The following is a 14,689-nucleotide window of genomic DNA, read 5'->3' as shown; positions in this document are numbered from 1 at the left end:
ATAAATTGTGTTTTGATTACTGTATCTAATTTTTTAAGGTTTTTAAAACCATTAGAGGAAAATATTTGTTTTGATTTTCTAGAACCAATAATTTTAAATATTTTATTCAACATAATATAATTTGGGTCGTTTTTATCAAGATTTAGATTGTGGAACATTTTTTTCGCCAAATATATATTTGTTGCACTTATTATTTAAATTTATTGGTTTAAACGACCTTTTTTTATTAAATTACTAATTTTCCAATTGTATTATTACAAAACAAGAATATACAATAATTAAAACTATAAAAATAAGAAAAATTAGGGCTCAAAAACAAGTCAAAAATTCAGGCCCCTAAAGTATTATTTCTGATAATAATACTAAATATGAAGAATCTTCTAGTAGATTATCATCAAATAATAATTTAGTTGATACTTCACTTAGTGCTAATAATCTTAGTATGAAATATCATGATGGATCTAAATTTATTGTTTATATTAAATCAGATAAATCTGTTGAAGGTAAATATATTCGTATTAATATTGGTAATGATACATATTGGAGACCAATACAAAATAATAAAGCAGAATTAACAATATATAATAAAGAAGGAACTTATGTTGCTAATTGTATCTTTAATTATTATGGATTTAAGACAAGTAAATGTTCTGCAATAATTAGAATTACTAATAATAAAACAGATACTAAAATGACTGCAGATAATCTAATTATGGATTATAATGATGGTTCAAGTTATATTGTTAAATTAACTGATGATAAAGGAAATCCATTAATAAATTCTTATATTAAAATTATAATATCAAATAGGACATATTATAAGGTTACTGATGAAGAAGGTTTTGCTTGTTTACCTATTACCAATGGTGCAGGGATATACACTGTGACAGCTTATTATAATGGTAATTATAATTATAAACCTTCCAAAATAAGTTCAAAGATTACTATCAAAAAGTTAAAAACATCAATTAAAGCAGATAATTTAATAAAATTATATGGTAATAACACTAATTTTGTAGCAATAATTACAGATGAAAATAAAAACCCTTTAAATAATACATATATTATTACTATGATTAATAATCGTAAGTACTATTCTAAATCTAATGAAAAAGGAATAATATCTATTAATATTAATTTAAATCCAGGAAAATATCCAGTAATAGTTAATTTTAATGGTACAAAAGGTTATGAAAAATCTTCTAAAAAAGCAACAATTACAATTATTGGATTAAAAACATTAATTGTCTCAAATAATATTGTTAAATATTATAGAAATGGAACTAATCTTGAAGGATTCCTTTATAAAATAAACCCAATTACTGGAAATAAAACACCTATAAATAATGCAACTGTAACAATTATTTTGAAAAATATTAAATATTATAAAACTACTGATTCTCATGGTAAATTTAATTTACCAATTAACCTTATAACAGGTAAATATAATATTTTAATATTATATAAAGGGTATGGTGGTTTTTCATCATCAAATAAAACTGTAAATATTCAAGTAATAAACCATCAAACTCAAATAGAGATAAATAATTTAGTTAAATATTATAGGAATGCAAGCAATTTAAAAGGTAGAATAGTAATTTTAGATAATAAAATTAAAACACCACTTAAAGGAGCATATATAACTTTAATTTTCAATAATAAAACTAAATATAATTTAAAATCTGATGATAATGGTTATTTTAGTTTAAATATTAATTTTAATCCAGGAAAATATAATGCCAAAATTTCTTATCAACGAACTGGTTATAATACTGTTAATAAAATAATTTCAGTCACAATCCTAAAATATTCAACAAATATCATTTGTAATAATGTAAATAAAATTTATAATGATAATAACAATATTAAAGGACAATTATTATTAATTGATACAGTAAATAAAAAGAATAAACCATTTGCTAATACTTATATTACAATAACAATTAACAAAAAAGTGTATAATGTAAAAACTAATAATAATGGTAATTTTAATTTAAGTATTAAACAAAATCCTGGGAAATACAAAGTTGTTATATATTATAAAGGTAATAATGGATATAAATCTGCAAGTAAAACAATATTACTTACAATAAATTCATATAATACAAGAATTGATATTAAAAATTTAAATAAGTATTACAGAAATAACAGTCAACTTGAAGGGAATTTAATACTTATAAATCCTTTAACAAAAAAAGAAACACCATATAGAAATACATATCTTAATATTATTCTTAATCAAACTAATTATAATGTAAAAACAGATAATAATGGTCATTTTAAGTTAAATATTAACCTTAAGCCAGGATTATATAAATTCTTAGCACAATACAAAGGACATAATGGTTATAAGGCATATAAAAAGTATGTATTAGTTAATGTTTTAAGTATTAAAACTACTTTAAAAACAAGTAATTTGATTAAATATTACAATGATAACAAGCAATTATCTGTAAAACTTATCAATCAATATAACCAATCAATTGCAGGTGCATATATCAATTTTAAAATTAATAATAAAACTTACAATAAAATAACTGATAAAAATGGAATAGCAAATATTTTAATTAAAATGAATTCTGGAAAATATGATGTTGTAATTACATATAAAGGTTCAACAGGAATTTCTAGTTCAAAAACAGTATCTCATTTAACTATAAATAAATTACCTATAACTATTTCTAGCCTTGGTGCAGATTTACATCAAAATGAGTCATATAAAGTAAAAGTTCTAGATTTTAATGGTAAAATTGTAAGTAATGCAAATATTATCTTTAAAATTAATAACAGAACATATTATAAATATACTGATTCAAATGGTATTGCAACAATTCCAATTACTCTAAAAAAAGGTAATTATAATGTTCTTGTTACTTCAGGAAATAATTATAAATGTGATAATTTTATAGAAACAGTTAGTGTTGTATGAATTTAAGTATTTATGATTTTATTATAATTTGGGTGGTTATATAAATTTTTATTAGATTCTAAATAAGTTTGTATTTATAATATTTTTTGTTATAAAGTAAAGTTTTTTGACTTTACTTTTTTTAATTTTTATTATGAGATTAATATGATTTATTATTTTTTAGTAAAAATTGTGATTTATTATTAGGTGAAAATATGGATTTTAATCAATTAATTAAATTATTGGAAATAAATGGTGAAAATAAAAATCAATTTTTCATTGAATTAAATTATAGAAATCAGATTTATATCTTTGATATATATGATATTAAACAAGACTTTATTAAATATAATATTTTGCATTTGCCTTTTAAACCATATGTAATGGAATTAAGTAAGATTAATATTGTTCGATGTATATGTAATAATCAAAATAAAGATAAATTGTATGAATTGGGTTTTGATAAAGAGAAAATTAAAGTAAAATAAAAGTTTATTATAAAATTTTATTTTAAAATGAATCATGGTGATTTATATGGGAAGATATGAAATTAAAAATCATAGTATGTATAAATGGTGGGTTAATATTTATTATAATGAAAACTTTCAAGGAAAACAATATAAATATGTTATTAACTGTTTTAATTCTATGTTTCAAGATTTTTTAATTAAAAATCCTAAATGGCTAAAAACATTAAAAAATAAAAAATATAATTTCCCTTTAAATTGGACTATATTTAATGGTGGTTTTATATTTTTTGCAGATAATTTTGTTAATATGGAATTAATTTATGATTGTATTAATGAAATTGAGATAGGTATATTTAGAACATTATATGTGGATAATTGGATTAAAAAATATTCTAAAGAAAATTTAATATTAAAAAATCAAATTATTATAGAATATAATTCTGATAAATTTCTTAAAATGATTTTTGTCAATTGTTTAAATCAAGTTAATAAAGAATTATTAATTTAATAAAAAATTTTTCGTATTTAACTGTTTTAAACTACTTAAATTAGATGTGGGGATATAATTGAATATAGATTTACGAAAGTTGCCTGATATCTTGTATAAACATAGATATGTTTTGTTATATGATTTCGATATAGATTTAATATTTAAATTATTTAAAGAATATGGTTCTGTTATTAGAATTAAATATCCAAATTATCCGAAGCATATTATGAAAATTATTGTACATTATTTTCATTTAGATTATAATTATAAAGATATTACATCTAAAAGTTTAGATTTTATTATTGATTTATTTAAAAATCATTTTATACAATATTATGATGAAACACAAAAATATTTATTTAAAGATCTTAATTTTGAAGGTTTTGTTGAGTATGAAAAAGCAGAATTCATTGATGATTCCATAATTTTAATTTTTGATAATTTTGATAAAATTAAAATAAATTCTATTCCAGTTTTTGAAACATTTTTTGAATTAAAAAATGTTTACATTATTGCAAATACTTACAGTGACGAATTTCAATATGAAATTAACAAATTGATTATTTCTAATTTTTATGAATTAAACTCCAATGAAATTATTGCTATTGATATAACTCAACCTTTTTTTATTTTAGTTGCATTAATTTTAGGTGCTATGTATTTTTCAATTTCTTATACTTTAACTCATAATATTTCTGCATTTGTAATTTTGGGTGCTATTTGGATTTCAACATCGTGGTATAAATTTGAAAATTATTTTGTTAAAAGATAATATTTTTATTATTAGATTATTTTTGTGATTTAAAATGAAAAATTATACTCATGCAATTAATGGATTATTATTAGGTTTTGTTATAATTTATATTGTTAAAATATTTTCTATTAATATTGTAGTTAATAAACTGCAGATTTTAATGTATTCAATATATATTATAATATTCTCAATAATATTGGATTATATTGAAATAACTATTTTTGATAAACATAAAAGACAATTACACACTTTATTTATCTTGTTAATTCCTATTTTAATAATATTTTTAAAAATTATTCCTCAACATATTATAATAGGTTTTGCAATGTTTGTTGGATTTTTAAGTCATATATTTTTGGATTTACTTACTCCCACTGGTTGTCCATTATTTTATCCATTAACTCATCATTTTTATAAATTTACAATTAAACATAATTTACGTATAAAAACTGGAACATCTAAAGAGAAGACTTTTGCTGTTTGTTTAATTTTTGTTCTTATTGTAGTAATTATTGGGACAGGTTTTATATTACCTGGTTTATATGGTTTTGATTCAAATAATAATTATGAAGTTAATAATTATAGTTTTGTTCATTCTAATATTAATATAAATATTAAAGATAATGAACAAAAAAATATAACTTATATTGATGAAAATAATCATACTAGTACAATTATTATTAGTAATTATGGCAATAATACAACAAATGTTTAATTATTTTTTTAAGAATCTAAATAATTTTTAACTAATTTTATTATTTAAAAGTTCTTTAGTTAACATAAAAGCAACTTTTGTTTTATTATTTTTAAAGAAATTATTATATGCATCATCACCTTTTTGACCTTTTGGTGCTACAACTAAATATTGATTATCAAAGGTATTAGGTGTTGGTAATAAATTAACATCTCTTTTTTCTATTGTTTTTTTAACATAATTATATGTTTTTTCAAAGGATTTAAAATCATTATCATTAAAATTAATTTTTTTAACACCTTCTAAAATTCTTTCTCCATTTTTACTTTTATATGTAGGTTGTTTCCATAATATAGTTAATATTGTAGTTTCCTCAAAATAATTTTTCCAATATGAATTTTCCCAATCTTCTTCAAATTCACTTAATTCTAAAGTTCTAAAGGACATTCTTTCTCTTGCTTTATTTTTAGGTGTAATAGGTAAATTTTTAATTATAAACTTAGTTTTTGTAAATAAATCATCTTTTTTAGCTAAATCCTCATCTTTACCAATTAATTCATCAGTAATTTTTTTACTGATATTTTTGGGAATGTTTTCTTTTTCATATTTAATACCTTTAATTTTTTCATAAATTTCTAATTGGCTTTTACCTATATATGGTTTTAATTGTCTAAATATGTATTCTTCAACTGTTTTATATTTATTAGATATTGTTGTTTGGGTAGTTGAATACATACTTCTTAATATACCTGTCATATAAGAATTTTTAAGAGAAAAAGCTCTTGGTTTTGCAGGAATATCAGAATAAGGTTGGGATCTTCTATCTGTACCTTTACTTGCTTTAGTGCATGCTCCTAAATATGATGTATCACTTTCAGATAACTCATGAGCTTTACCTTCTCTGACTTTATTTCTAATCATGTTAAAATCATGTCTTATGATTTTTTCATCTCTACTCATATCATATAACTGATAATCAGTAATTAAAAAATCTCCAACATCTTTTCCCTTTTCGTATTCATACCAAATTAATAATATTTTTTTGTTCTTAAATAATAATTTACTAAAATCAAATTCTTCATTTATAATAGAATTATAATCAATCATACTCAAAGATACTCTTTCTTTTGCAGAAATTTTACCTTTTTTACTTCTTTTATATCCAGTAACTTTAAGCTCAACACCAATTTCATCAAAATCAGCTTGAGGATTATTGTTTAAAGGGTATTTATAAAAACCTGTTTCTACAACTTCACCTAGTAATCCTTTTTTCCTTTTTAAATTTGTGTATCCCTCAAGCAAACCCTCAGAATCTATTTCTTTAAAAGTTTTTCCTTTAATATTTTCAGTATAATTTAATAATTCATCAATACTTTTGAATTTCATATTCATCCCTATAATATTTATATATTACTTTTCATTTACTAGTTTTATATTTTTATATAATATAATAATAAATATTAATATATAATTAAGGAGAATTTTATATGGATAAAACAGTAGTAGAATTATTTGCAGGTGTTGGTGGATTTAGATGTGGATTTAACCATGTAACTCTAAAAAACGGTAAAGTTCATGAAGATAATGATTGGAACTTTGTATGGGCTAATCAATGGGAACCATCAACTAAATCACAAGCCGCATTTGATTGTTATGTTGACAGATTTGGTAAAAGTAAAAACCATGTATGTGAAGATATTGCTAAAGTAGATAAAACTGCAATTCCAAATCATACTGTTTTAGTTGGAGGTTTTCCTTGTCAAGATTATTCTGTTGCTCGATCTTTATCAAATGAAAAGGGAATTGAAGGTAAAAAAGGAGTATTATGGTGGCAAATAGCTGAAGTATTAGAAGTAAAACAACCACCTTTTGTTCTTCTTGAAAATGTAGATAGATTACTTAGATCACCATCAACACAAAGAGGAAGAGATTTTGGAATAATGTTAAGAACTTTCTTAGAAAATGGATATTCTGTTGAATGGAGAGTAATTAATGCTGCAGAATATGGTTTTCCACAAAAAAGAAGAAGAGTATTTATATTTGCATATAAAAACACAACAAATTATTATGAGTCTATGAAAAATAAAACTCCTAAAGAAATAATATATAATGATGGAATATTTGCTAAAAATTTCCCAATTAAATATAATGAAAAAGATAATCATGGAAAAACAGATATCTCAACAAATATTTATAAAAATCTTCTTGAAGTAAGTGATAATTTTCAATTCCACTTCTTTAATTCTGGAGAAATGAGAAATGGAAATATTACTACTTATAAAACAGAACCAGTAGAATGCAAACATCATACAACACTTGGAGATTTAATTGAAAAAAATTCTGTAGATGAAAAATATTTCTTTAAAGGTGAAAAACTAGATAAAATTAAATATCTCAAAGGATCTAAAAAACTTAAAAGGAAAAACGCTGCAGGTCATGAATACAATTACTCAGAAGGAGCAGTAGCATTTCCAGATTATCTTGATAGACCAGCAAGAACAATGCTTACAAGTGAAAGTACAGTAAATAGAAGTACCCATGTAATAAAAGATATTCAAACAGGAAAATATAGGTCACTTACACCAGTTGAAACAGAAAGAATACAAATGTTTCCTGATAACTGGACTAATGTTCCTGAAAAATCCATGACTGAAAGAAGAAGATATTTCTTAATGGGAAATGCATTAGTTGTAGGAATAGTAGAACGTCTAGGCGATTATTTACAAAAAATAATTGAATATGAAGATTAAATTGAATTTATAATTTTATTTTTAATTAATAATGGGTTATTGATTAACTAAAGGTTAATAAATCTTATTGAGTTAACTGTTTTTATGTATAGTTAATGATGAATATTATTAAATTTAATAAAAGAATAGGGATAATATGGCTAAATATTTATCAGAAAATGAAGTTCAAGATTTAGTAAATCATAATGAAATTGTTCAAGAGGGTATAAAAAGTTTATTGGGTATTAATGAGGATGTAACTTTTATTCCAGAAGATAAGTATATTAATGGAATTACGGCTGATTTCACGGTAATTCAAGGAAAAACAATAAAAGCTATTATTGAATGTAAGGCAGGAAATATTAATTTAACAGATTATGTTAGAGGAATTGGACAATTATTTCAATATGAATATTTCTTTGAAAAAAATGTAGCTCATAAATCATTCAAATATGATGATAATAATTTTAAAACTATATATTTTTTTCCAAGTTCTGTTATTAAAAATAATAAATTTAATATTTCTAGATTTAAATATCCTGAAACAACAGTTATTTATGAATTAAATGAACATAATTATGCAATCCGTAGAATTAATAAAAATGATTTAAAAAAATTAGAAAATAAGAATGAAGACAATTTAGTTACAATATCACAATATTATTTCAGGGATAATCGAATTTTTGAGTATTATATTTTAATTAAGTTTTTATTGCTACAAGAAGAAATAGGTTTAACTGAAGTTGATCGTATAAAATCCGAAGTTTTTTTAATTAAAACAAATACTATTAATAACGGTAATTGGAGGAATGCATTTATAACAATTTCAAATTTAGGATTAACAAATAAAAATAATTTGTTAACTGAAGCTGGAAAAAAATTAGCGATAAATAATTACGAAAGTTTTGCGGTTAAAATGTATCATTCTTATGTAGAACCTTATTTTGAAGAAATAATAAAATGTTTTAAAAATAATAAAGAAGTAAATTTATCTAATCATGAATTTATTAATATTATTAGAAAAAATCATAAAAATAGGGATGTTTTATATTTAACAGAATCAGATGGAAGATATATTTCTAGCTGGTTGAATATTATGAGAGATGATTATGGAATTATATCATTTGAACCAAGAAAAAAAATAAGAAAACTTAATTATAATCCTCATGAATTAAAAGATGAAATTATTGAAGAAAAAATAAAAAAATTTAGTATAGCCTATGTTTATATAAATAATTATCAAAAATTATTAAGAAAACGTTTTGAAGGAGGTATTTAATGTATACTATTTGTGAAACATTTGTAGGAGCTGGAGGATCACATTTAGGATTCCAGAATGAAGGTTTTGAAAGTAAATATGTAAATGACTTTTCCCATGTAGCAATAGAAACATTATTAAAAAATAACCCTAAAATTAAAAAAACAGCTATTGTTGATGAAACAGACATAGTTGATGTAAATCCTAAAGATATATTAAATGAAACAAAATTGGCTCCTGGTGAATTGGATGTTCTATTTGGAGGAATTGTATGTAAAGGATTTAGTTTAGCAGGAAATCGGTCACCTAATGATGAAAGAAATTATTATTATAGAAAACAATTAGAATTTGTGTCTGTATTAAAACCTAAGGTAAGTATAATTGAAAATGTTCCTGGAATAAGAAATGCTAAAGTTTTATCATCAAATGCATCTGAAGAACTTAAAAATAAAATTAATAATTTATGGCAATCTTTAGATAATTATAAGGGAAAAAAAGCACAATTACGTAAAGAAAATAAAATAACTAAAGAATTTGAAGAAAAAGGTAAGGTCATAAAAAAGAAAAAAAATAAAATGTTACGTTATTTAAAAAAGAATAATTATTTAATTTCTGTTATGGATGATATTTTAAGATTATATGATGAATTAGGTTATACTGTAAATTATAAAATATTAAATGCTGCTTGTTATGGTGCAGCTACTAAAAGAGAAAGAATGATTATTGTTGCTGTAAGAAATGATATTGATATTAAATATGAATATCCCAAAGCAGAATATGGTGATGAAAAATTTATAAAAAAATATAAAGATTTTTATGATTTAAAAAAAACATATAAACCTTTAAGAACAGTAAATGATGCATTAAGTACTATAGATTATTCAAATAAAAAAGACATTGATAATAAACCTATGAATCATGCACCTAAAACAGTTGAACGTTTTAAATATATACCAGAAGGAGACAATATCGCAAACCATATGGATGAGTTACCTGAAGATTTAAAAATAAGTAAATTCTATTCAAGAGGTTGTACTATGAGGTTAGATGGTAATAAACCAAGTCCTACATTAGTTCCAGGTCATAGTAATTTTCCATTGCATCCGAAGGAACATAGGAGTATAACTGTCAGAGAAGCAGCAGCAATCACAGGATTTCCAAATGATTATATTTTTGTAGGTAACCACACACAACGTTGTGAAGAAGTTGGAAATGCTGTTCCTCCTGCTTTATCACAGGCAATTGCAAAATCTGTAAAACAATTGCTTAATAAATATTATAATAAAAATTAGTTTAATTATTTTACATATATGATTAAGATTTAATCAGTTTTATATTTTTTTAAAATTTAATGATTGTTATTATGGGAATAAATATCATTGATTTAAAGATTATTGAAAATATATTAATTGACAAGACTATGTACTAGATTTCAGTAATACACATTTTAAAATTTTTATAAAAAAAGTATATCTATTGATGTTTATAATGAAAATTATTAAGTAATGTTGAAAAAGAAATAGGAAGTAAATCTAAAGGAAAGTATATATCTTATTTTTTTATACAATGAATCTGATGAAAAAATTATATGTTTACTTTGTAAGTTATTTCAATTATATACAATTTTCTAATAATGAAAAATTTAAGATAAATAATAATATGATTTATTAAAATTTGATTTATAATAAAGATAAAATCTTGGGAAAAATTATATGGAACTTATTATGGAAAAATATGGAGAAATATTAAGAGATAAATTAATTTCAATGTTAACTCCTTTTTGAAGTTGTCTATTACTGCAGAAACATATAATAAAAATAGAAAAACTGATATTAATGATATAGTAATATTTTTTTTCATTGATGAATGTAAATTTTGTAATGGGATAAAGAATTATTTTAATTCAGCAAATCAATTTTTAAGTTATTTAAATTGGAAAGATAAAAATATTACATTAATATTAGATGTTTTTTTGAAATCCTTAAAATTTTTAGAATAAACTTTCTTAAAATTGATTTTCAAATATTAACTACTGTTTAAATTTTTATAGAAAATAGAATTTCAACAGATTCTATTTTTATTATTTTTATTAATTTATTAAGAAATTTTTAAATATAACTATAGTTAAATAATAATTTAATAATATTTTTTTAAGGGTTTGATTTTTATGGAATACATTAAGAAAATACCTGCTATTCGATGGGAGAATGGAGAATATAGAAAAGTTGAAGAGAAAACTGTAGAAGATGAAAATATATATTTCCATATAGATTTGCTTCCACCACGTAAATTTTCAACTTATCCAACAGATCTTGAAGACTTTATAATAGGATACTGTTTAGGTGATGGTTTAATAAAGTCAATTGATGATATTATTGATATTGAAGTTGAAGATAAAAATGTAACAATACATACTAAACTTTGCCATACTCCTGAGGCGGATTTTGAAAGTGAGGATATTCTACAGGAAAGGGAAGGTGGATGTAAACATGCATGTGCATGTAGGTTACTTGAATATCAGGGGGTAATGTCAGATAGTGCAGGTGGATGGAGATCTGAACTTAAAACGATCGAACCTGTTGAGTCTGACTTGACTGTTGATGCAAGTGAAATCATTAAAAACATGAAAAGACTAAGAGAGAAAGCAGAAGTTTGGCAGGCTACTGGAAGTGTTCATGTGGCACAACTGGTATATGGTGATAAGTATATTACACGTGAAGATGTAAGTAGACATGTGGCTGTGGATAAGGTTATTGGTGCTGCTGCACAAAGGGGATATGATCTCAGCAGGTGTTATGTAACTTATAGTGGAAGGATGCCCGCAGACATGCTTATAAAGGTGGTTAGGGTTGGAATTCCAATTTTAGTTTCTAATGCTGCTCCTGCAGGATCTGGTTATGATATTGCTGAAAAAGGCCATATTACTATGGTTGGTTTTGTACGTGATAATAGATTTAATCTATATACTGCACCAGAGAGGGTGAATCTTGATAAATAGGTATAGGTAACTATACTTTCCATTTTTTTATATTTTTAATTGTAATTAATTTTTTTTTAATTTCATGCATTTTTTTAGAATAAGAATTCCATTTTTACTTATTTTCTTGTATTTTTAGTTGTTTTTTCATGTAGTTGATTGGTTAATTTTTTATTTAATGATTTAATTTCTAGAATCTATCTATTTTTTTATACTAAAAACTGTTTTATCCTATTTTATTGTTTTTTGTGTTTTTGTTTGGTTTTTGTTTTGGTGTGGTGTTTTATTTTATTGTTTTTTGTGTTTTTGTTTGGTTTTTGTTTTGGTGTTATGTCTTAATTAATGGTTTTAAATATTTTCTTGGTTTTGAATATGTGCTATCTTAAATTTATTTAAAAAATTTTATATATCGATTATTATAAATAGTAAACTTGTTTATATTTATTTAAAGTTTTAATTAGGGTATAAACATTCTATTTTTAATATTAATTATGAAAGGGGGTTTTCAATGAGTGATTTTAAGTATTGTCCTAATTGCGGTACTGAAGTAAAGGAACAAGACAAATTTTGTTTAGAGTGTGGTTATAAATTATCTGATAAACCTTCGGCAAATATCAAAAGGACCAGTTCTAAAAAACCTGAAAGGAATAACAAAAGGACTTTGTCTATTCTTATCATTGTATTAATCATTGCTGTTGTTTCATTAACTGCATTTTCATATTACAATTCTCATGGGGATGTGGATTCAATGAAATTTAGTTTAATGCCACATAAAATTGCTATTAATTCTGTGGATTCTACTGGTGGTGACACTGTTAACTCTGATGATTATAAAGGATATGAAAAATCCTATAAGGTAACCTATACAGCTAAAGAAGATCTAAAAGATGTCACTATTGAGGTATATCCATATTCTTCTGACGGTAAAGAATTGGATGTTATGGCAAATTTCTTTGGTTTGAATGCTTTAAACGTTCTTTGTTATGATGATAATATTACTTCAGGTACAAGTAAAACTGCTGATGTGATGTTTGGTCATAAAGGTTCCGGTGACTTTAAAGTATCTTACTTGAAAGTCTTTGTATATAAAGAAAATTCTAATGGAAATAGGAATTTAATTGATAAATTTACCTATAATTTAAATTCATAATATTCTATTGAATTTTTTTATCTATTTTTTTTAAATTTATTAATTTTAATTTTTTTTTTAATTTTTTAGTTTCAGCTCGTTTGTTTGTTAATTTTAATTTTTTTATTAGGTTTTATTATCACTTTTTTACTATTTTTTATTAACTTTTATTGGATCCTCTATCTAAAATATTTGAAAATATTTTATAAAATTTGAAATTTTATTAAAAAATATGGATTTTATTATGAATTTTTTAACTAATTGAAGATTATTTTGTAGAAAATTTGTATATATTATAAAATTCAAATAAGAAAAAGTAGGTGAATTTGAATGAAGAGAAGAATAATGACAATTTTTTGTATAATCGTATTAATGTTGAGTATTTGTTCTATAAGTGCAGTTAATGTTACAGTCTCAGATACAAATGAAACTGATAATGTTGATACCCAAGTAGTTCATGTTGGTGAGGATGGATATCTTCCTGCTTATACTAGTGATAATTATACTGCATATTGTATAAACCCATCTAAGGATGGTCCATATGTTTATTATAATGACCGTATAAATTATACTGAACATAATACCAGTAAAGTTAAAGTTGTAAATACCATAACAAACCAATCTGTAGATGATTACATAAAGACTTTGCTTGTAAATAAGTTTAGAAAAGAAAATCTATCTGATGGTGATATCCAAGGTATTATCACAGGATTTTTAAGATATAATTATTTAAATATTAGTGATAGCTCTAATCTTTTAGAGCCTAATAATAACTTTTTTGATTATGTACTCACTAATGGAAAAACAAGAGGGGATTATGTTTTAGAGATTTTAAACATGGTTAAATCCTATCCAGATACTGGTATTATACGAAGTGTTAATGGAAGCGATGAACATTATCAACTTAAATTCTTTAATCCTGTAAGGGATAACTTTCAAGAATTAATGGGTATTAAATTATGGTGGGAGACTCCTAAAACAAATAATACTACCACAAATAACATTACAATCCATAATAATACTACAAACAACAGTACATCTCATAATAATACTACATTAAACAACTATTCTAATACAAATAATACAACCGATATTTTAAAAGATCCAGTTAAAAATACAGGTACATTATATAATACAGGAAATCCTTTGTATATCCTCTTATTTGCATTAGCTGCTATTGGTTTAGTACTTAGAAGAATATGAATTTTTTATTTGCTTAGCTTTTAGGTTTATTGGTTTTGTGAGTAAATTTTTTTATTTGCTTAGCTTTTAGGCTTACT

12 protein-coding genes are annotated in these 14,689 nt (G+C 22.9%); 11 read left to right on the top strand and 1 reads right to left on the bottom strand.

Going from position 1 to position 14,689, the window contains the following annotated elements:
• Positions 1 to 442: 442 nt before the first annotated feature.
• The 5 genes from T523_RS00685 (at position 443) to T523_RS00665 (ending at position 5,337) form a co-directional block, all read left to right on the top strand.
• The gene (locus T523_RS00685; protein ID WP_042706930.1) at positions 443 to 2,929 is read left to right on the top strand and encodes a carboxypeptidase-like regulatory domain-containing protein; all 2,487 of its coding nucleotides are present in this window, start codon (positions 443 to 445) and stop codon (positions 2,927 to 2,929) included.
• A 194-nt stretch (positions 2,930 to 3,123) separates the two neighbouring features.
• On the top strand, positions 3,124 to 3,396 hold the full coding sequence (locus tag T523_RS00680; protein ID WP_042706929.1) for a hypothetical protein: 273 nt from the start codon (positions 3,124 to 3,126) through the stop codon (positions 3,394 to 3,396).
• A 46-nt stretch (positions 3,397 to 3,442) separates the two neighbouring features.
• Positions 3,443 to 3,886, top strand: coding sequence for a hypothetical protein (locus T523_RS00675; protein WP_042706928.1), 444 nt, complete (start codon positions 3,443 to 3,445; stop codon positions 3,884 to 3,886).
• Between the two features lie 58 nt (positions 3,887 to 3,944).
• Positions 3,945 to 4,640: a hypothetical protein gene (locus T523_RS00670; RefSeq protein WP_156929569.1), complete on the top strand. Its 696-nt coding sequence runs from the start codon at positions 3,945 to 3,947 to the stop codon at positions 4,638 to 4,640.
• A gap of 34 nt (positions 4,641 to 4,674) precedes the next feature.
• The gene (locus tag T523_RS00665) at positions 4,675 to 5,337 is read left to right on the top strand and encodes a metal-dependent hydrolase (RefSeq protein WP_042706926.1); all 663 of its coding nucleotides are present in this window, start codon (positions 4,675 to 4,677) and stop codon (positions 5,335 to 5,337) included.
• Between the two features lie 27 nt (positions 5,338 to 5,364).
• Here the strand turns inward: T523_RS00665 and T523_RS00660 are convergent, their stop codons facing one another.
• Positions 5,365 to 6,702, bottom strand: a complete 1,338-nt coding sequence (locus T523_RS00660; protein WP_052334577.1) for a Sau3AI family type II restriction endonuclease — start codon at positions 6,700 to 6,702, stop codon at positions 5,365 to 5,367.
• A gap of 101 nt (positions 6,703 to 6,803) precedes the next feature.
• Between T523_RS00660 and dcm the strand changes: the two genes are divergently transcribed.
• The 6 genes from dcm to T523_RS00625 all read left to right on the top strand — a co-directional run bounded on the left by dcm (position 6,804) and on the right by T523_RS00625 (position 14,612).
• Complete coding sequence (gene dcm / locus T523_RS00655) at positions 6,804 to 8,066, top strand: DNA (cytosine-5-)-methyltransferase (protein ID WP_042706924.1); 1,263 nt, start codon at positions 6,804 to 6,806, stop codon at positions 8,064 to 8,066.
• 136 nt (positions 8,067 to 8,202) lie between these two features.
• Positions 8,203 to 9,324, top strand: coding sequence for a hypothetical protein (locus T523_RS09110; RefSeq protein WP_042706923.1), 1,122 nt, complete (start codon positions 8,203 to 8,205; stop codon positions 9,322 to 9,324).
• On the top strand, positions 9,324 to 10,595 hold the full coding sequence (locus T523_RS00645) for a DNA cytosine methyltransferase (protein ID WP_042706922.1): 1,272 nt from the start codon (positions 9,324 to 9,326) through the stop codon (positions 10,593 to 10,595). Before T523_RS09110 ends, T523_RS00645 begins: the two co-directional genes overlap by 1 nt.
• Positions 10,596 to 11,470: 875 nt before the next feature.
• The gene (fdhD, locus tag T523_RS00635; RefSeq protein ID WP_042706919.1) at positions 11,471 to 12,301 is read left to right on the top strand and encodes a formate dehydrogenase accessory sulfurtransferase FdhD; all 831 of its coding nucleotides are present in this window, start codon (positions 11,471 to 11,473) and stop codon (positions 12,299 to 12,301) included.
• 487 nt (positions 12,302 to 12,788) lie between these two features.
• Positions 12,789 to 13,430, top strand: coding sequence for a zinc ribbon domain-containing protein (locus T523_RS00630; RefSeq protein ID WP_042706918.1), 642 nt, complete (start codon positions 12,789 to 12,791; stop codon positions 13,428 to 13,430).
• 309 nt (positions 13,431 to 13,739) lie between these two features.
• Entirely contained in the window at positions 13,740 to 14,612 is an 873-nt protein-coding gene (locus T523_RS00625) for a hypothetical protein (protein WP_042706917.1), read from the top strand.
• Positions 14,613 to 14,689: the final 77 nt, after the last annotated feature.

It is taken from the genome of Methanobrevibacter wolinii SH (assembly GCF_000621965.1).
Taxonomy (GTDB): domain Archaea; phylum Methanobacteriota; class Methanobacteria; order Methanobacteriales; family Methanobacteriaceae; genus Methanarmilla; species Methanarmilla wolinii.
The sequence above is the reverse complement of the archived record's forward strand: the minus strand, read 5'-3'. Positions and strand labels throughout refer to the sequence as shown.

Coding starts and splice junctions, on each gene's coding strand:
- T523_RS00625 (WP_042706917.1), top strand. CDS start 13,740: ATGAAGAGAAGAATAATGACAATTTTTTGTATAATCGTATTAATGTTG.
- T523_RS00645 (WP_042706922.1), top strand. CDS start 9,324: ATGTATACTATTTGTGAAACATTTGTAGGAGCTGGAGGATCACATTTA.
- dcm (WP_042706924.1), top strand. CDS start 6,804: ATGGATAAAACAGTAGTAGAATTATTTGCAGGTGTTGGTGGATTTAGA.
- T523_RS00685 (WP_042706930.1), top strand. CDS start 443: ATGAAATATCATGATGGATCTAAATTTATTGTTTATATTAAATCAGAT.
- T523_RS00630 (WP_042706918.1), top strand. CDS start 12,789: ATGAGTGATTTTAAGTATTGTCCTAATTGCGGTACTGAAGTAAAGGAA.
- T523_RS09110 (WP_042706923.1), top strand. CDS start 8,203: ATGGCTAAATATTTATCAGAAAATGAAGTTCAAGATTTAGTAAATCAT.
- T523_RS00660 (WP_052334577.1), bottom strand. CDS start 6,702: ATGAAATTCAAAAGTATTGATGAATTATTAAATTATACTGAAAATATT.
- T523_RS00680 (WP_042706929.1), top strand. CDS start 3,124: ATGGATTTTAATCAATTAATTAAATTATTGGAAATAAATGGTGAAAAT.
- T523_RS00675 (WP_042706928.1), top strand. CDS start 3,443: ATGGGAAGATATGAAATTAAAAATCATAGTATGTATAAATGGTGGGTT.
- T523_RS00665 (WP_042706926.1), top strand. CDS start 4,675: ATGAAAAATTATACTCATGCAATTAATGGATTATTATTAGGTTTTGTT.
- fdhD (WP_042706919.1), top strand. CDS start 11,471: ATGGAATACATTAAGAAAATACCTGCTATTCGATGGGAGAATGGAGAA.